Genomic DNA, 17,470 nt, shown 5'->3' on the forward strand with positions numbered 1-17,470 from the left:
TTCTATTCTACTGGGGTAATGTACCTGTATTTTGCGTAGCGCCCGCGGGATACGGCTTCGAGCTTTCCATCGTCTACGAGTGAGCGGATAAGGCGATATGCTTTAGGACCATCCACATGGAGGAGTTCTATGACATCAGCTCGAGATATATACGTGCTCTGTTGCGCGAGATGAAGAATGAGCGCAGCGTAACGAGTATCATCTATGTTTTTCTGGAGCACATAGCCTATGCGCTTATCGTGTGTTCCATAAACACGAGATGAAAGCATGTACTCCTTATGCGGATTTCTGCCATATGCTTCGACGAGGCCACGGTCTACACAGAATTCCACGGTGTTCTTCACTGCAACGAGGGGAAGATGCGTCGCTTCTGCAAGGAACTGTGCGGAGGAACGTGGAGCGTCACGGAGGGCATTCAGTAGGAAGAGCGTGTGGAGAGGCAGTGGCCGTCCGAGTGCATTCTGCTCGTCTGCTACGAGCTTTGTCATTTGTGGATCTGGGGTACTTCTCGGTATAAAGAGGGATACGTGGGCACTTGTGGACTTGGTATAGTCTGGCAGGGAGCTTCCATAGATGAGAGAGCTCTCGAATATACGGTCTATGCCACGCCCCGTACGCTCAGCGAGGCCTATGCGTTTGAGCACGTCAGACAGGAGAGGATTTCGCCCGTGAGGCTCTGCATCTAAGAGATTATCGAGCTGTATTCCTTCGATGAAGCCTCCTGGGTTTGCTATGGTCAGTCCATCATCGGTGAGAGCTATGCGTACGCGTCCCATCTTTGAGTAGTCGCGGTGACTGTACGCATTTACTATCGCTTCGCGTACGGCTCGTGGATGGAAGGCATATGCGGACATTTGGAATAATCCTACTTCTACCTCTTGTTTCGTGTTCTGTACCTCCATATAGGAATTCACTTTTTCTATGGAGCTGAGCAGAGGGAGGGAAAAGTCATCATTGACGGTGACATCCGTTCCTACGAGAACTTGGAAGGAGGTGCTATGCGTAGGAATATGCTGTGCAAGGGAAGCTTGTGTCCCGAGAAGGAGAATACCGGTAACAGTAGGAATCAGCTCACCCTGAATATCGCGGACTAACCCGAGAGCCTTAAAGAGGTCGGTGTCAGGAAGCTCGAGGAGCGAGCGGTCTCCGTTATACGAAAGAATGAGCGTCTTCAGATGGTCTATCTCGCTAGGGGAGAAGTCTGTTAGAGACGATTCGTACAGAGGCATAGAGGAGTAGTCTAAAGTACGCAGGTCAGATAACCTCGTGGCAAATTCAGATGGATACAGCGGGATATTTTCTGGAGTTCCATCTATCTTTAAGCGACGGTGTGTTACCTTTCCCGACAGAGTGGCCACTATACCTGAGGAAGACTTCGGCACGGATATGCGGAGTACGGGCTGTTCTGCCTCGATAATCTCCGTGCGTACTGCGACGGGTGGAATGGTGTTATTCGCTATATATGCTGCCAGTGTAAAGGTGTTCTTATGACTAGGGTGAACTCCGGTTATGGAACCGTCATCTTCTATTCCTAAGTACAGGTCTCCACCTTCGGTATTTGCGAATGCGACGACGGCATCGAAGATGTCTGAATCTGGATAGCGCTTCACGTCGCTTTTAAACTCGACAGTGAGGTTTTCCTTATTCGGAAGCATGACAGTCCCTTCTCGTAGTCGTTTTTTTAACGCACGCGTGTATGAGATATTCTTATTTTAACGCACGCGTGCGTTAAAAGTGTATTAAACGTGCGTTAAAAATGTGTATTAAAAGTTAAAATGGTGGAAAAGCCTTGAAGAATAAGGGATTTAATGGAGTAACATTTTTAACGCACGCGTGCGTTAAAAGCGTATTAAACGTGCGTTAGAGTCTTAAAAAGATGGTAAACGTGTGTTAAAAGTGCTGAATCGATAGGTGACTCATAGCAGCACCTCGAGGTAGTGGCGCAGAGCGTTCTGCACGCCGAGCTCTTTTCCCATCCGAGAGAGGAGTGGAATATTACGCTCAGGAAGGCGCATATACCGTTTAAAGGCTTCGGCTCTCGTGAAAGGGTCTGTGTGGTTTATAGGGCGAAGCACATCACAGAGGGTGCGTTCTTTACTATAGGCCTTCACTGTGTGGCCGGCAGGCGTGCGAACGTCACTGACTTCGAGAGAATACAGTCTCTCCACGAGAGCATGGCACTGGAGACCTTCCTGCTTGGCTGATGTCATGTTATAGGTGGCAGGGAAACTGACAGAGTACCGTGCAGGGGTGGTATCGGTCAGATCATGAAGGTAGAGAGCTGTCTCTAAAGAAAAAATGGCGCGTGAAAAGCGAGACTGGATAGTCAGAAAGTCATCATCCCACGTAGACGGAAGACTGTACACTCCTCGAGAGGTACGTTCGAGCTTTCCTGAGTGGACGAGATAGCTGAGTGTGCCGCGAGATAGGCCAGCGCGTGTAATGGCTCGCGTGGTAATGATGCCATGATGAGCTTTCGTCAGCTGAAGAATTTTTTCTGTTTCTTTCATGCTACCCCACTTCTCTGTATAACTTATATGCATAAAAGTATACAGAAATTAAGCATAAAAGTCAAGATTTACCCCAGTAGCCCACCCTCGCTAGACTAGAACGCATGACATGGGATGGCTGGGGCAGAACGCAGACCACGCGCACACTGTATGAACTTCATCAGCAGTGCGCGCAGACTGCATGCCCGAAGCACCCCGACCTCGCGTATGATCTCATCGGCACGCATAGTGAGATAGTGGCTCAGATAGCGGTCGCGCTCAGTGAGTTCGAGGGAGAATTGGCAGAAGATGACGCGAATCTTCTCGTCGAAGGCGCGCTCGCACACGACATCGGCACCTACAGCGTGCTGCGTGCGAACGCGTTCGACGACTCGGCAGAAGGTCACGTCTTCCAGCGCGAGACGTACATTCAGCACGGTCTGCGCGGCTACCAGCTGCTGCTCGAGCGCGGTCTGAGCCAGGACGTGGCGCTCTTCGCGCGGAACCATACTGGCGTCGGGCTCACGCGCGCGGACTGTACGCGGCAGAATTTACCCATTCCGTGCGACGACTACGTGCCGGTCACGCGCTTGCAGGAGCTCGTCACTCTCGCAGATAAGTTTCATACGAAATCCGTGCCAGCGCAGTTCGTCAGCCCGCAGACCGCGCGCTCACGATGCGAGAAATTCGGCGAGCAGAATCTCGCGAGATGGGACGCTCTTAGCTCGCGCTGCTGCTCGTCTCACGCGGGAACGGACCGCGCGGACCGCACGAGCCGCACGGAAGCCATCGAGCGCAGCATAAGCCGTCTCGCACAGCAGTACGGCATGTCCATCCTGTAAGAACATTCCAGAAGAAAGTAAGCATGAAAAAAAGTATCCTCGCGCTCGCATCCGGAGCATTCGCTCTCGGCGCGGCAGAATTCGTCATGATGGGCGTGCTGCCGAAAGCCGCGGCAGACACGGCCGTGAGCATCCCTACGGCGGGCCACTACGTCTCCGCGTATGCCATCGGCGTGTGCTTCGGCGCGCTTATCCTCATCTTCGGCCGGCGCATCAAGCCGCGAAACCTCATCATCGCCTTCATGGTCATCACCATCGTGGGGAACCTGATGGCCGCGCTCGCTCCGAATTTCGGCATTCTGCTCACCGCGCGTTTCATCTCCGGTCTGCCGCACGGCGCGTTCTTCGGCACGGCCACCATTATGGCGAAAGCTCTGGCAGACCCTGGTCAGGAAGGCACGGCCGTCTCGCAGATGGTCGTGGGGCAGACCGTGGCGAACATGGTGGGCGTTCCGTTCGGTACGTGGCTGGGTAGCGCCATGAGCTGGCGTCTCGCGTTCGGTTTCCTCGCGCTCTGGGCGGCCATGACCATCGTACTCGTGCTGAGTTTCGTGCCGCAGATCGACGCGATTAAGGATGCGGGCATGGCTGGCCAGTTCGTCTTCCTCAAATCCGCGAAGCCATGGTACGTCATCATGGCCGTCTTCCTCGGGAATACCGGCATTTTCTGCTGGTGGAGTTACGTGTCCCCGTGGCTGCAGAAGGTGGGCGGCTGGAGTGAGCCGGTCGTGCCACTGCTTATGACGCTCGCCGGCTTCGGTATGGTCGTGGGTGGTCTCATCGGCGGGCGCATGACGGATAAATTCGTGCCGGGCGCTGTGGCAGGCTTCGGTCAGCTCATTTCGGTTCTGGCTATGATCTTCATCTTCCTCGATCCGGGCTCGCAGCCCACGTCCGCGCTTCTCACGTTCGTGTGCGCATTCGGCATGTTCTTCATTTCGTCCCCGCAGCAGCTGCTTATGGTGCAGCTGGGTGAGGGTGGCGGCGAGATGCTGGCTGGGGCGCTCGTCCAGATAGCATTTAACGCGGGCAATTCTGCCGGATCCATACTCGGCGGTATGGCGCTTGAGGCCACCTCTATGGATTATCATGCATCCGCGCTGACGGGTGTTCCGTTTACACTCGTAGCCGCTGCGCTGCTCTTTGTTTTTTACGGGCTGTATGAGAGGCGAAAAGTACGTAATATAGGGGGCTTAGAAGATTAGCGGTTCTTCTCATTTCGTGCTATTATTTTAGGTAATTTTCACACGTAGCGTGTGAAAATTACCTAAAATAATGAAAGAAGGGCAGAAAGATGAAGACGACGAAGTCTTACCGTGCTGTGGCTATGACGCTCTGTGCGGTTTTAATGTTCATTATAGTTCCGTTACATCAAGCGAAAGCTGAAACGGTGTCGGCTATGAGTGGGCTAATCTCATTCGTTAACTCGTCTATAGATACGTCGAAAGGGCGAATCGAGGTAACTCGTCATCAGATAGAAGAGTACGTTTTCGCACACAAAGAGGGGCTTCTTGCGGAGAGTAATCAGAGTAATCTCACTGTGTCTTCTCTTACGGAAAGTATCTATAGCTTAGTACAGAGTGCTAATGCAGATGCGTCGGCAGGCAAGAGCGTTATTATGCCTGACGGACGTACAGTATCGTTCCCTCGTGATTTTTCTACTCGGGGTAATGATATTAAAGAAGAATTCTTCTGGTGGGGTGTACGGCGCACATATCTGACCGATGCTGCTGCTCTTGCTTATGTGGCTGAACTACGGAGAGCTCGTAACGCAAGCGAAGTTATTGAATCAATTACGAGGTATATTCATCCTGCGGCTCATGTACTGGCAAAGTTGAATACATGGTATGCGAAGACTTTAGGTGACAGTATCGAGTGGGCTGCTAAGCAACCTGGTAATGGTGTTGTTGTAGAAATGACATATGTATTGACATATACCGCTGTTCCAAGGAAGTAATATTATGTCCACAAATATTATTATCTCATGGTTGGGAGAGATGGCATTTATGATTAATGGTGGTATAGCATGGACTCTGTACTTTCATGCGAAGCATCGTAAAAAGCAAGTGATTATTACTGTTGTAGGAACTATTCTACTCTCTATAATTTACATAGCAATGATTATTAATCATGTGATGTCAGGAAGCTGAATGTGGTGAACTCTCTAGTAGGGGTGGGGGATGATGAGTTATCTCCCACCCCTACTCATATCCAGAGCTCATTGCTAGCACTCCACCACGTTCACTGCGAGGCCACCCTGCGACGTCTCCTTATACTTGCTGAGCATGTCTGCTCCGGTGGCCTTCATGGTGCGGATGGCATCGTCGAGAGAGACGATATGCGAACCGTCCGAAAGCATGGCCATACGTGCTGCGTTAATGGCGGTATTCGATGCCAGAGCGTTCCGCTCGATGCACGGAATCTGCACGAGTCCGGCTATAGGATCACACGTCAGGCCGAGGTGGTGCTCGATGCCTATCTCGGCTGCATTTTCCACCTGAGCCGGCGTGCCACCGAGTACTTCACACAGGCCAGCGGAAGCCATGGAGCTGGCCGATCCCACTTCGCCCTGACAGCCCACTTCTGCGCCGGAGATAGAGGCATTACGCTTAAAGAGGTATCCCACAGCGCTGGCAGCGAGGAGGAACTTCATAATGCCCTCTTCGTTCGCGCCATCCACGAACCACCAGTAGTAGCTGAGTACTGCAGGGACTATGCCTGCAGCGCCATTCGTCGGCGCCGTGACGATGCGCCCACCGCCAGCATTCTCTTCATTTACAGCGAGGGCGAAGAGATCCACCCACGAGCTTTTATCATGCTTTGGCGCCGAGTGTGGACGGTGCGAGTCCGCATCGTTCCCGAACATGTCGAAGTCTGTGCGGGCGAATTCCTGGTAGAGCTTCGGCGCGCGCCGGCGCACGTTCAGGCCTCCCGGCAGGATGAGCTCTCCAGAGGTGCAGCCTGCGTGGATGCAGCCTTTCATAGTCTCCCAGATCTTCAGCAGATACGCGCGCAGTTCGTCCTCAGAATGCATGGCCAGTTCATTCTGCCACATAAGCTCCGAGACGCTTAAGCCGGACTCTTCGCACATCTGTACGAGCTCAGCGCCGGAAGTGAAAGGATACGGCACGGGGGGCTCGTCGGTTTCGGCCGAGCTATCCGCAGAATCCGTAGAATCCGCAGGCTCCGCAGCACTATCAGAAATCTCGCTCTCATGCACCACGAATCCGCCGCCCACGGAATATGCAGTGTCGGACAAGAGCTCATCATCCGAAGCGTCGAAAGCCCAGAGCTTCATGCCATTCGGATGGTAGTCCAGGCTCTTCCACCGCTCGAACTCGATGTCTTCACGGGCGAAGAAGATCTCTTTCTCGCCAGCCAGCAGCATGTTCCCCGCGCGGGCAGCATCATCCAGAGCGTGGAGGACGAGGTGGGGATCCACACTTTCTGGCTGGTAGCCGAGGAGCCCTGCGGCCACCGCGCGGTCGGTGCCATGGCCGAGACCAGTCTGGGAGAGTGAGCCATACAGTGTCACGTGGATACGCTCCACGCGGCTGAGCAGGTCGCGCTCGCGCAGCTGTGTGATGAAATCAGACGCAGCGCGCATAGGGCCCACGGTGTGGGAGGAGGATGGGCCGATTCCGATGGAAAACATGTCGAAGACACTCAGCATGAGGGCAGCTTTCAGGAGAAGGAAGAATTGACAGTATGAAAAGCGCCGGCACGAGCCGAAAAGCTCTGCGTGCCGGCGCCGAAAAAACTAAGCCTAGTCCACGAGGCCGTACAGGCGGTCTCCCGCGTCACCCAGGCCAGGAACGATGTATGCCTTCTCGTTCAGCTTCTCGTCCTGAGCGCAGACCACGAGCTTAAAGTCGATGGACGGGTCCACGTCCTTCTCGAGGCGCTCGAGGCCTTCCGGAGCGGCGAGGATGCAGATGGCCGTCACATCCTTCGCGCCGAGCTTCTTCAAGTACTCGATAGCAGCCACGAGCGTGCCACCAGTGGCCAGCATAGGGTCGATGACGAAGACCTGGCGGCCCGTGAGATCATCTGGCAGGCGGTTCGCATAGGTGACGATGTCCAGCGTGTTCTCGTCACGCTTCATGCCGAGGAAGCCCACTTCTGCGGTAGGAATGAGGCGCGTCATGCCGTCCAGCATGCCCAGACCTGCGCGCAGGATAGGCACCACCATAGGGCGTGGCTTCGCGAGCTTCTTCCCCACCATAGGCGCTACAGGAGTCTCGATAGGCGCGTCTTCTACGGCCAGCTCGCGCGTGGCTTCGTACGCTTCGAGCATGACGAGCTCGGAGACCAGCTCGCGGAACGTGTTCGACGGAGTGTTCTTATCGCGCAGAACGGTGAGCTTGTGGTCCACGAGTGGGTGGTCTAAAACAGTCAAATGCATAGTCATACTTTCATTTTAATCTGAGGGTATGAATTCGAGGGGAGGCGACATGCCGAGTGGGACGCCGAGTGAAGCGCCGAAGAACGTGAGTGCGCATACCGCGCCGCATGCGCACACCACACTGCGCGAGCGGCACCGCGCAGCCATGGGCCAGGCGCTGGATGCGGCGCGCGAGGCTGCATCTGCCGGCGAGGTGCCGGTGGGCGCGGTGGTGCTGGATGCGCGCGGCCAGGTCCTCGCCATCGCGCGCAATCGCCGTGAGGAGCTTACCGACCCGCTCTCCCACGCCGAGGTGGAAGCCATGCGTGCGGCGGCGCGCGTGCGTGGGGACTGGAAGCTGGAGGACTGCACGCTCGTGGTGACGCTCGAGCCGTGTCCCATGTGCGCGGGTGCTGCGGTGAGCGCGCACATGGGCCGCGTGGTTTTCGGCGCGTGGGATGAGAAGATGGGGGCGCTCGGCTCGGTCTGGGACATCGCCCGCGACCCGCATGACGGTTTTTCTCCTGAGGTGTACGGCGGTGTGCGTGCTGAGGAGTGCGCGCAGCTGCTGCGAGAGTTTTTCGCTCCTCGCCGAGGTCAATCCTCCCTCTAGCGTGGCTGGCCGATGTGCGTTTCGGAGCGCGCGACACGCCGAAATGCTCATAAATGCACAGAAGAACACACATTCTCACATAATATAGAACGCGTTCGCTATACTAGAGGTATATCGTAAACGAGCGAAGCGAGCGACGGCGCGATGGCGCCCTGAGCGCGCAGATAAGGACCGATGATGACCGTATATACATCTGATTCTGGCATAGTCACTCTGGAAAATGGTGGAGTGGCAGTGACGCTGTCTCTGAAGAATAACGAGCTTCCACGCATCGTGTACTGGGGGCGTGCGCTCGGAGATGACCAAGGCACGGCACAGCTGTATGAGGCTCTGCGTCCGCAGCGCGTCTCCGGTGGTCTGGATGACACGAACTTCCCTACAGTTCTGCCTACACAGGCAGAAGGCTGGACAGGTGCTCCTCGCTTCGTGGTCACGCGCGATGGCCATGAGATTTTCTGTGCCTTCACAGTGACGTCGGTGGAGACGAGCGAAGCGGCACCGGTCGCTGCGGGGACGTCTGCGCTCGCGGAAGAATTGGCCGGAGTGAAGGGCGAAAACCGGGCAGATGCTCCACGCGCAGCCAGCCTCACCGTCACAGCCGAGGACGCGGCGCAGGGCGTGCAGCTCACGTGGCAGATGCAGGTGCTCGAAGGCGGTCTCGTACGTCAGCAGGCCAGAGTGCAGAACACCGCGGAGTGGGACGCTGCTCACGAGGGCTCAGTGCTCAGCGTGCAGACTCTCGAGCTGAGCTACCCAGTACCAGCCACAGCGCGTGAGGTCCTCACCACGGCGGGCCATCATCTGCGCGAGCGCCATCCACAGCGCCAGGAGCTGACCATGGGTCGCTTCGAGCGCGTGGTGGAGATAGGGCGCCCAGACTTTGACGCCACGCTGCTGCTGAATGTGGGGCCGCGCGGCTTTGACTTCGAGCACGGAGAAGTGTACTCCACGCACGTGGGATGGTCGGGGAATTCCATCACGTCCGTAGAGCAGACGGTGTACACGCTGCCGCTCATCGGCGGAGGCGAGCACCTCTACGCGGGCGAAGCGGAGCTCATCGCTGGCGAGGGCGCGTCCTACACCTCGCCATGGGTCTATGGTTCGTATGGTGAGGGCCTGAATGAAGTGTCCCAGCGCTTCCACTCCTTCGTACGCTCGCTGCACCCGAACCTCGCGACGAAGCCTCGCCCAGTAATCCTGAACACGTGGGAAGCTGTGTACTTCGAGCACGATTTCGACACCTTAAAGCAGCTGGCAGATAAGGCTGCTGCGGCAGGCGTGGAACGCTTCGTGGTGGATGATGGCTGGTTCGGAAGCCGTCGTGATGACACCTCGGGACTGGGAGACTGGACCGTCTCGCAGGAGGTCTGGCCAGATGGTCCGAAGAGCCTGAAGGCTCTGGCAGACTATGTGCATGGCCTCGGCATGGAGTTCGGACTGTGGTTCGAGCCAGAGATGGCGAACATCGTCTCCGAGCTGAACGAGCAGCATCCAGACTGGCTGCTCGCGCCTCACGCGGGACGCCTGCCGCTGCAGGGACGCTTCCAGCAGGTGGTGGACCTGTCGAATCCGGAGGCATGCCGCTACGTCTTTGATGCTATGGATGCGCTCGTGGGTGAGCTCGGCATCGATTACATTAAGTGGGATCATAATAAGCTCGTCACTGAGCCAGGGTCGGCCTGCCATGGCTACGCTGCCACCCAGCATGCACAGGTGGAGGCCGTGTATGCCATCTTCGAAGGTTTGAAGCTGAAGCATGAGGGTCTCGAGATCGAGTCCTGCTCGTCCGGCGGTGGCCGTGTGGACCTCGGCATTCTCGAGCGCGCGGACCGCGTCTGGACGTCCGACTGCGTGGATCCAGTAGAGCGTGCAGAGATCCAGCGCTACACCTCGCTGCTCGTACCAGAAGTCATGATGGGCGAGCACGTGGGAGCATCCCCGGCGCATTCCACGCAGCGTGCCACATCTCTGACCATGCGTACAGCCATGGCACTGTTCGGACACTTCGGCATCGAGTGGGATCTGAACCACCAGCCACAGGAAGACCTCGACGAGCTCGCGCAATGGGTGGCGCTCTACAAGCAGGTGCGCCCATGGGCGAGCCAGGGGGTCAGCGTCCACGGAGACATCGCGGATGACTCCGTGCGTCTCGACGGCGTCGTAGCAGCAGATGGCTCGAAGGCGCTGTACCGCTTCGCGCAGGTGCGTACATCCGTGCACTATCCAGCACTGCCTGTGCGCCTTCCGGGACTCGATAAGGATGCGCTCTACCGTGTACGCCCAGTGGACATCCAGCGCGAGCTGGACGTGCACCACATGAATGGTCAGTCTGACTTGCTGTGGTGGACCGAGGAGGGCATCGAGATATCCGGCGCAGCACTGCAGAACTTCGGCATCCGTCCACCGCAGCTGCACCCAGCGCAGGCTGTGGTCTTCGTAGTCGAGCGCATAGCGTAGAACGAAGAGAAGAACATCGTCGCGGCTGAAGGCAGTGCTGAAGGCACATCCGCTTGAGGAAGAATTGACCTTCAGCCGCACGAGCGACTAGAGGGGGTCGCGCGAGAACACAGGCATAAGCGAAAGCCAGAAGAGCCAGAAGAAAAAGGAACGGAACATGGTGGGAATTCGTGACGTCGCGAAAAAAGCGGGCGTGTCCACGAGCACAGTCTCGCTCGTCATTAATAACAGCGGCTACGTCTCGCAGAAAATGCGCGACCGCGTCTCCGCAGCCATGGCCGAGCTGAACTACATTCCGAACGACCTCGCGAAAAACCTGTATAAAGGCCGCACGGACACGGTGGGCGTCATCATGCCTACTATCCAGCACCCGTTCTTCGCCTCACTCGTCGCGCGCATCCAGCACTATCTCGACGTGCAGGGCATGCGCGCGCTGCTGTGCTCCACGGCCGACCAGCACGCGGCGGAAATGCAGTACGTGGACATGCTTCAGCGCCACACGCTCGACGCGCTTATCGTCGGCTCGCACTCCCAGCTCAGTCAGGAGTACTGGGAGGGGATAAACCGCCCCGTCGTGGCGTTCGACCGCTACCTGTGCGACTCTATCCCGACCGTCGGCGCCGACCACGTCTCTGGCGGGCGTACCGTGGCGCAGGCGCTCATCGCATCCGGCGCGCAGCACGTGGTGAACATCGGCGGCCCGCGCTCGCGATTCCATGACCGTGACCGCGGTGTGGCGCTGCTGAACTCGCGCGAGATGAGCTCGCGTCCGGACAGTTCCTTCCCGACCGTGCGTTACCAGCTCGTGATGGAAGATGAGCTGCTGACCGCGGGCATAGAGACGGAGTACGTGCCGGTGGAAGATCTGTCCGACATGGCACTGTTCCTACGCGCTGCCGAGCGTGCGCTGGACGATTTTGAGGACGTGGATGCCATCGTGGCGCCGGATCTCGCGGCTGCGGCCGTGGTGCAGGAGGCTCTCGCGCGCGGGATACGCATTCCAGACGACCTGCAGGTCATCGCGTACGACGGCACGTATGTGAGTGCTTTCGCGGGCATTCCGGTGACGTCCATGACGCAGGACGTGGATGAGACTGCGCGGCGCCTCGTGGTGCATGCCATGCAGGAGATAGAGCGCTATGCGCAGGCGGAAAAGTCCGCGGAAGGTACGAGTGCGGCGCTGGCTGCTGCGCGCGAGGCGGCGTCGGGCGAGATGACGTCGAGCGAGCATAAGCGGTACGTGTCCGTGCAGGAGAACGCGCAGGGCGTGCCGTACCGTTTCGACGCGGTGAAGCTGTCGTACGTACAGCGCGGGACGACGCGCTAAAGGTCAATTTTTCCTCGTCTAGCGGGGCTGGGCAGGGGCGAGCTGGGCTGGGGCGAGCGTGCTTGTGACGGGCAGAGGCATCTGCGTGTGATAGGGCAGTTGTGTGTAAATCGTCTCACAGGTGCACCGATTTTTTGAGATTTTGCCTTTCTGAACCGGTAAAAGTGAGATGATTTACACACAACTGTTTCCACACTTGCTACATCGCAGACGGTTAGTGCCTCGCGTACCCCTATGCGCTCCTCTCTCTGTGATCGTGCTGGGCAGTTGTTTGTAAATCGTCTCACTTCTGCCGCCTTACGGCATCAGAGTCTAAGAAAAAAGATGCACCAGTGAGACGATATGCAAACAACTGCTTTTTGCATACGTATGCAGAAAGGGACTTGCACTTATCAAACGGGTTCGATATACTGGAGGAGATAACGAAACACCGCCCCATTTATCAGCCATGGAGGCCTGATGAAGAATAAAGTTCAGCTCATTACGTACGCCGACCGCCTCGGCGACGGTACTATCGAGTCGATGACTCAGACTCTGCGCACGCAGTTCGATGGCGTGTATGAAGGCGTACATATCCTGCCATTCTTTACTCCTTTCGACGGAGCAGATGCTGGCTTCGACCCAGTGGATCACACGAAGGTAGACCCACGCCTGGGAAGCTGGGATGATGTGGCCGAGCTCGCGAAGACGCATGACATTATGGTGGACACTATCGTAAACCACATGTCCTGGGAGTCCGAGCAGTTCCAGGACGTGATGAAGAAGGGTGAGGACTCGGAGTATTATCCTATGTTCCTCACGATGTCCTCCATCTTCCCTGATGGCGTGACGGAAGAAGACCTTACGGCCATCTACCGCCCTCGTCCAGGTCTGCCATTCACGCATTACACCTGGGGTGGTAAGACCCGCCTCGTGTGGACCACCTTCACTCCTCAGCAGGTGGACATCGACACGGATTCGGAGATGGGCTGGAACTACCTGCTCACCATCCTCGACCAGCTGGCAGCCTCGCACGTATCCCAGATTCGTCTGGATGCAGTGGGATACGGTGCGAAGGAAAAGAACTCCTCGTGCTTCATGACCCCGAAGACTTTTAAGCTCATCGAGCGCATTAAGGCAGAAGGTGAGAAGCGCGGTCTGGAGACCCTCATCGAAGTGCATTCGTACTATAAGAAGCAGGTGGAGATAGCCTCGAAGGTGGACCGTGTCTACGACTTCGCTATTCCTGGCCTGCTCCTCCATGCTCTCGAGTTCGGTAAGACGGATTCGCTGGCGAAGTGGATCGATGTGCGCCCGAATAACGCGGTAAACGTGCTCGATACGCATGATGGCATCGGCGTCATCGACATCGGCTCGGACCAGATGGACCGCTCCCTGGTAGGCCTCGTGCCAGACGAAGAAGTGGATGCCCTCGTGGAATCCATTCATCGTAACTCGCACGGTGAGTCCCAGGAAGCCACCGGCGCTGCGGCATCGAACCTGGACCTGTACCAGGTGAATTGCACATACTATGCTGCTCTCGGATCCGACGACCAGAAGTACATCGCCGCACGCGCAGTCCAGTTCTTCATGCCGGGCGTTCCACAGGTCTACTACGTGGGCGCGCTCGCCGGCGGAAACGACATGGAGCTGCTCAAGCGCACGAACGTGGGCCGCGATATTAACCGCCATTACTACTCTGCAGCAGAAGTAGCTGAGCAGGTCGAGCGCCCAGTGGTGAAGGCGCTGAACGCACTCGCGCGCTTCCGTAACACGCTGCCAGCCTTCGACGGCGAGTTCTCCTTCGCGGATGCAGACGGCGTGCTGACCATGACCTGGGCAGACGCGGCCAGCTCCACGAGCGCCACGCTCACCTTCGCTCCACAGGCAGGAGCTACGGGCGTATCCGTCGCGAAGCTCGCATGGACGGATGCAGCAGGCGAGCACGAGACTGCAGACCTCATCGCCGAGCCACCAGTGGCAGCGTAGGGGAGAGATATCCTCACTGTGAGATGCGAGGGGTGTGTGGAGTAGAGACTCCATACACCCCTCTTATGCTTTCGTCGATGTGTGCGAGACACGCGTTCGCGCCCTTTCGCTAGGCTGGCAGTATGGACGGCTTTTTTAATCAGAATAATTGGTTCTATAAGCTCATGGGGCTCATAGCAGACCTCGTGGTGCTGAATGTCATCACACTCATCATCTCCCTTCCGCTTATCACTGCGGGTTCGGCACTCAGCGCTCTGCATTACAGCCTGTGGCGGCTCGTGCGAGATGAAGAGGGCGGACTGGTGAAGATGTACTTTACGGCCTTTCGGGAAAACTTCCGCCAGGTGACGCCCGTGTGGCTGGCTGTCCTGGTGGCTGCTGGCGTGGGCGGGGTGGACCTCTACTTTGCGCTCCACATGAGTGAGATAGCGCCAGGGCTCGGGGAGGGTATGCGCATGGCGCTGCTCGTCTCACTGGCAGTGCTCACCGTGCTCGTCACTGCAGTAGTGCAGTGGTACACCGTGCTCGTCTCGCGTTATACGAATACGAATCGCATGCACCTGAAGAATGCTGTGCTGGCAGCTGTGGGATTCTTCCCCCAGACTCTCGCTATGCTCGTGCTCATTCTGGGCTCTCTCGTAGCCACGGTGGTGTTCTACGGGTATGCAGTGCCGCTTTTCCTGCTCGTGGGCATATCTCTGCCACAGTACTGCTGCGCGCTCATGTACAGTGAGCTATTTAAAAAATTGGACTAAAAAGCAGAGCCGCGCAGGGCAAAAAGCCGCACGTACAGCGCCGTACGACACGCCGAACAGAACCTAGAAATAAAACGTTTGACGTCGGCGTTCGCGAACACGTATCGAACCCGTTTGACACACGTTCGCAAATCAGGTAATATCGAACCGGTTGCAGAAAACAACGGTAACCCGCAAGGAAGCAATACTAGCTTGCTTTTTAAGGACGGAAAGCAACGCAAAGGAGAGAAAAATGGTGAAAGATTGGAAGCGCTGGACAGCAGCAGCCGCGGCCACGGTCGTAGCACTCGGAGCGCTCGCAGCATGCGGAGCGAACTCGGGTTCGGACGACGGTGACGGCACTAAGATCACTATCTTTAATTCTAAGTCCGAGATTCAGTCTCAGCTCGAAGAGCTCGCAGAGTCGTACGGCGAAAGCCACGGCGTGGACGTCGAGGTCTACTACTCGAACGACACCGTAGCAGCACACATGGCTACGAAGTACGCAGCAAACCAGCCATACACCATCTCCATGGTGGACGCTAAGGACGTGTACAGCCTCGGTGCTGAGCACGCCATCGACCTCAGCGGCGAAAAGTGGGTCAGCGACACCGACCAGGCTATCTCCGTAAACGGTAAGGTGCTCGGCTTCCCAGTGTCCGTGGAAGCACGCGGCCTCATCTATAATGCAGACGCTATTAAGAAGGTTACGGGTAAGGACTTCGACCCAAGCACCATTAAGACCACCGATGACTTCAAGCAGATCATCTCTGACCTGAAGGCTGGCGGTATGGAGAACCCAGTGGGTGTTATGAAGGAAGACTGGTCCCTGGCCGCTCACTACCTGCCACAGGTCTACGAAGAGCAGTCCGACCCAGCAGCATTCATCAAGTCCCTGCACGACGGTGCTGACCTGAACGCAGACGCACGCTGGACCTCCCTCATGGACACCTTCGATGTCCTCAAGGATAATAACTACGCACAGGGCGACAAGGCTATCTCCGCAGAGCGCGAAGTGACCGAGCAGAAGCTCGCGAAGGGCGAGATAGCCTTCATGTTCGGTGGTAACTGGGACTGGGCAGTACTGAACCAGTACGAGCCAAGCAAGAACATGGGCATGATGCCAGTACCTCAGAACGATAACTCCATGGACGTGCAGGATAAGCTCGTGGGTGGCGGTTCGAAGTACTTCTTCATCGATAACTCGAAGAACACCTCCGAAGCTCAGCAGAAGGCTGCTAAGGCATTCCTGAACTGGCTCTCTGAAGAGAAGGACGGTCAGGAGTGGGTCGTGAACACTGCTCACCTCGTCTCCCCATTCAAGAGCAACAAGCTCGAAGTAGCTGATCCACTGGGTAAGTCCGTGAAGAAGTTCGCTGACGCAAACAAGCTCATTAATAACTACAACTACCTCCCAGATGATCACTACTCGGTCCTCGGCGCTAACTTCCAGAAGTACCTCGCAGGTCAGGAAGACCGCGCAGCTCTGGCTGGCCAGATCGTGGATTACTGGAAGGCGAACGACATGAAGACCATCCAGTAGGTCCTCTCTCGTTCTAGACTCCTTCGAAAACTAAACAGTGGCGCATTCTCAGGCTTCGCCAGAAGCGCGAGGATGCGCCACATTTTTTATCTGTCGCGTGAGATGCGTCGGCGGTTCGTTCCTCCTGAGGCGTTCCTCCTGAGACGTTTCACGTGAAACGCGAGCGTCGTGTATAAGCTCGCCCTCCCCCCCCACACACACAGCCCATTACCCAAAAACTAATGGTGAGAGAAATGAAGCAAAATAAACTTTCCTATAAGGTCGGACAGTTCCTCATGTTCGCCGGCCCAGCAGTGGTTCTTTTCGCTGCTGTGGTTATAGTGCCATTCTTCTATGGCCTGTATCTTACTTTTACGAGCTGGGATGGCGTCGCGAAGACGAAGCCATTCGTCGGCTTCCAGAACTACGCAGACGCGTTCGCTGATACCGCGTACTGGGATGCGCTCGGCCGCACTGTGGTCTACTCGGTTATCTCCGTAGTCCTCGTGAATGTGGTCGCGTTCTTCCTCGCGTACCTCGTGACGTCCGGCCTGAAGGGCCAGAACTTCTTCCGCGCCGGCTTCTTCATTCCGAACCTCATCGGCGGCATCGTCCTCGGTTACGTCTGGAAGTTTGTGTTCAATCGTGCGTTCGTGGCCATCGGTACCGCTCTGACCGGCCAGGAAGGCGCTTCTCTGCTGGGTACGACGAATGGCGCTCTGTTTGCGCTCATCCTCGTGTCCGTCTGGCAGTACGCCGGCTACATGATGCTCATTTACGTGGCGGGCTTCATGGGCGTGGACGACTCGCTGAAGGAGGCCGCGCTCATCGACGGCTGCACGAACGGTCAGGCGATGCGGAACGTCATCATTCCGCTTATGCGTTCCTCGTTCGTTCAGTGCATCTTCCTGTCCACGACGCGCTGCTTCATGGTATATGACCTGAACCTCTCTTTGACGAAGGGTGAGCCGTTCAATACTTCCGTTATGGCGGCTATGCACGTCTATAACAAGGCGTTTGTCTATAAGAATTATGGCGTAGGCCAGGCAGAAGCACTGATCTTGTTCATCATCTGCGCTGTCATCGGCATGATCCAGGTGTACGTCGGTAAGAAGGGTGAGGTGGAAGCATAAC

Annotated in this window: 14 protein-coding genes; 10 read left to right on the top strand and 4 right to left on the bottom strand. The window is 56.7% G+C overall.

Features of this window, described 5'->3' with window-relative positions:
- Positions 1–2 precede the first annotated feature (2 nt).
- Both ALMA_RS00955 and ALMA_RS00960 read right to left on the bottom strand, forming a co-directional pair.
- Positions 3–1,655, bottom strand: coding sequence for an ATP-binding protein (locus ALMA_RS00955; RefSeq protein WP_094725995.1), 1,653 nt, complete (start codon positions 1,653–1,655; stop codon positions 3–5).
- A gap of 261 nt (positions 1,656–1,916) precedes the next feature.
- Entirely contained in the window at positions 1,917–2,510 is a 594-nt protein-coding gene (locus tag ALMA_RS00960) for a type IV toxin-antitoxin system AbiEi family antitoxin domain-containing protein (protein ID WP_094725996.1), read from the bottom strand.
- A gap of 104 nt (positions 2,511–2,614) precedes the next feature.
- Here ALMA_RS00960 and ALMA_RS00965 point away from each other — a divergent pair, with 104 nt between their 5' ends.
- The 3 genes from ALMA_RS00965 to ALMA_RS00975 all read left to right on the top strand — a co-directional run bounded on the left by ALMA_RS00965 (position 2,615) and on the right by ALMA_RS00975 (position 5,288).
- Positions 2,615–3,331 carry an HD domain-containing protein gene (locus tag ALMA_RS00965; protein ID WP_094725997.1) on the top strand — a complete coding sequence of 239 codons (717 nt, stop codon included), beginning with the start codon at positions 2,615–2,617 and terminating at the stop codon, positions 3,329–3,331.
- A gap of 23 nt (positions 3,332–3,354) precedes the next feature.
- Positions 3,355–4,536, top strand: a complete 1,182-nt coding sequence (locus tag ALMA_RS00970; RefSeq protein ID WP_094725998.1) for an MFS transporter — start codon at positions 3,355–3,357, stop codon at positions 4,534–4,536.
- 89 nt (positions 4,537–4,625) lie between these two features.
- Positions 4,626–5,288, top strand: coding sequence for a hypothetical protein (locus ALMA_RS00975; RefSeq protein ID WP_094725999.1), 663 nt, complete (start codon positions 4,626–4,628; stop codon positions 5,286–5,288).
- Between the two features lie 267 nt (positions 5,289–5,555).
- On the opposite strand, the gene ALMA_RS00985 is transcribed toward ALMA_RS00975, so the two are convergent.
- Both ALMA_RS00985 and upp read right to left on the bottom strand, forming a co-directional pair.
- Positions 5,556–7,004 (bottom strand): L-serine ammonia-lyase, encoded by a 1,449-nt coding sequence (locus ALMA_RS00985; protein WP_094726001.1) that lies wholly within the window; start codon positions 7,002–7,004, stop codon positions 5,556–5,558.
- Positions 7,005–7,097: 93 nt separating this feature from the next.
- A complete protein-coding gene (gene upp, locus ALMA_RS00990) occupies positions 7,098–7,736 on the bottom strand; it encodes a uracil phosphoribosyltransferase (RefSeq protein ID WP_086106333.1) in 639 nt (212 codons plus the stop codon).
- A gap of 121 nt (positions 7,737–7,857) precedes the next feature.
- Here upp and ALMA_RS00995 point away from each other — a divergent pair, with 121 nt between their 5' ends.
- The 7 genes from ALMA_RS00995 (at position 7,858) to ALMA_RS01025 (ending at position 17,469) form a co-directional block, all read left to right on the top strand.
- Positions 7,858–8,328, top strand: coding sequence for a nucleoside deaminase (locus ALMA_RS00995; protein WP_275542024.1), 471 nt, complete (start codon positions 7,858–7,860; stop codon positions 8,326–8,328).
- Between the two features lie 174 nt (positions 8,329–8,502).
- Positions 8,503–10,785: an alpha-galactosidase gene (locus ALMA_RS01000; protein ID WP_094726002.1), complete on the top strand. Its 2,283-nt coding sequence runs from the start codon at positions 8,503–8,505 to the stop codon at positions 10,783–10,785.
- Positions 10,786–10,942: 157 nt separating this feature from the next.
- The gene (locus ALMA_RS01005) at positions 10,943–12,112 is read left to right on the top strand and encodes a LacI family DNA-binding transcriptional regulator (RefSeq protein WP_094726003.1); all 1,170 of its coding nucleotides are present in this window, start codon (positions 10,943–10,945) and stop codon (positions 12,110–12,112) included.
- Positions 12,113–12,571: 459 nt separating this feature from the next.
- A complete protein-coding gene (gene gtfA / locus ALMA_RS01010) occupies positions 12,572–14,080 on the top strand; it encodes a sucrose phosphorylase (protein WP_094726004.1) in 1,509 nt (502 codons plus the stop codon).
- A 122-nt stretch (positions 14,081–14,202) separates the two neighbouring features.
- Positions 14,203–14,835, top strand: a complete 633-nt coding sequence (locus ALMA_RS01015; RefSeq protein WP_094726005.1) for a YesL family protein — start codon at positions 14,203–14,205, stop codon at positions 14,833–14,835.
- A gap of 232 nt (positions 14,836–15,067) precedes the next feature.
- Entirely contained in the window at positions 15,068–16,357 is a 1,290-nt protein-coding gene (locus tag ALMA_RS01020; RefSeq protein ID WP_086106338.1) for an ABC transporter substrate-binding protein, read from the top strand.
- A 233-nt stretch (positions 16,358–16,590) separates the two neighbouring features.
- Entirely contained in the window at positions 16,591–17,469 is an 879-nt protein-coding gene (locus ALMA_RS01025) for a carbohydrate ABC transporter permease (RefSeq protein WP_180380761.1), read from the top strand.
- Position 17,470 lies beyond the last annotated feature (1 nt).

Source organism: Alloscardovia macacae, from assembly GCF_002259705.1.
GTDB lineage: Bacteria > Actinomycetota > Actinomycetes > Actinomycetales > Bifidobacteriaceae > Alloscardovia > Alloscardovia macacae.

What these genes read in the sequence shown, in the direction of transcription:
- ALMA_RS01015 (WP_094726005.1), top strand. Translation starts at nt 14,203, where the DNA reads ATGGACGGCTTTTTTAATCAGAATAATTGGTTCTATAAGCTCATGGGG.
- ALMA_RS01005 (WP_094726003.1), top strand. Translation starts at nt 10,943, where the DNA reads ATGGTGGGAATTCGTGACGTCGCGAAAAAAGCGGGCGTGTCCACGAGC.
- ALMA_RS00955 (WP_094725995.1), bottom strand. Translation starts at nt 1,655, where the DNA reads ATGCTTCCGAATAAGGAAAACCTCACTGTCGAGTTTAAAAGCGACGTG.
- ALMA_RS00970 (WP_094725998.1), top strand. Translation starts at nt 3,355, where the DNA reads ATGAAAAAAAGTATCCTCGCGCTCGCATCCGGAGCATTCGCTCTCGGC.
- ALMA_RS01000 (WP_094726002.1), top strand. Translation starts at nt 8,503, where the DNA reads ATGATGACCGTATATACATCTGATTCTGGCATAGTCACTCTGGAAAAT.
- ALMA_RS00975 (WP_094725999.1), top strand. Translation starts at nt 4,626, where the DNA reads ATGAAGACGACGAAGTCTTACCGTGCTGTGGCTATGACGCTCTGTGCG.
- ALMA_RS00965 (WP_094725997.1), top strand. Translation starts at nt 2,615, where the DNA reads ATGACATGGGATGGCTGGGGCAGAACGCAGACCACGCGCACACTGTAT.
- upp (WP_086106333.1), bottom strand. Translation starts at nt 7,736, where the DNA reads ATGCATTTGACTGTTTTAGACCACCCACTCGTGGACCACAAGCTCACC.
- gtfA (WP_094726004.1), top strand. Translation starts at nt 12,572, where the DNA reads ATGAAGAATAAAGTTCAGCTCATTACGTACGCCGACCGCCTCGGCGAC.
- ALMA_RS01025 (WP_180380761.1), top strand. Translation starts at nt 16,591, where the DNA reads ATGAAGCAAAATAAACTTTCCTATAAGGTCGGACAGTTCCTCATGTTC.
- ALMA_RS01020 (WP_086106338.1), top strand. Translation starts at nt 15,068, where the DNA reads ATGGTGAAAGATTGGAAGCGCTGGACAGCAGCAGCCGCGGCCACGGTC.
- ALMA_RS00960 (WP_094725996.1), bottom strand. Translation starts at nt 2,510, where the DNA reads ATGAAAGAAACAGAAAAAATTCTTCAGCTGACGAAAGCTCATCATGGC.
- ALMA_RS00985 (WP_094726001.1), bottom strand. Translation starts at nt 7,004, where the DNA reads ATGCTGAGTGTCTTCGACATGTTTTCCATCGGAATCGGCCCATCCTCC.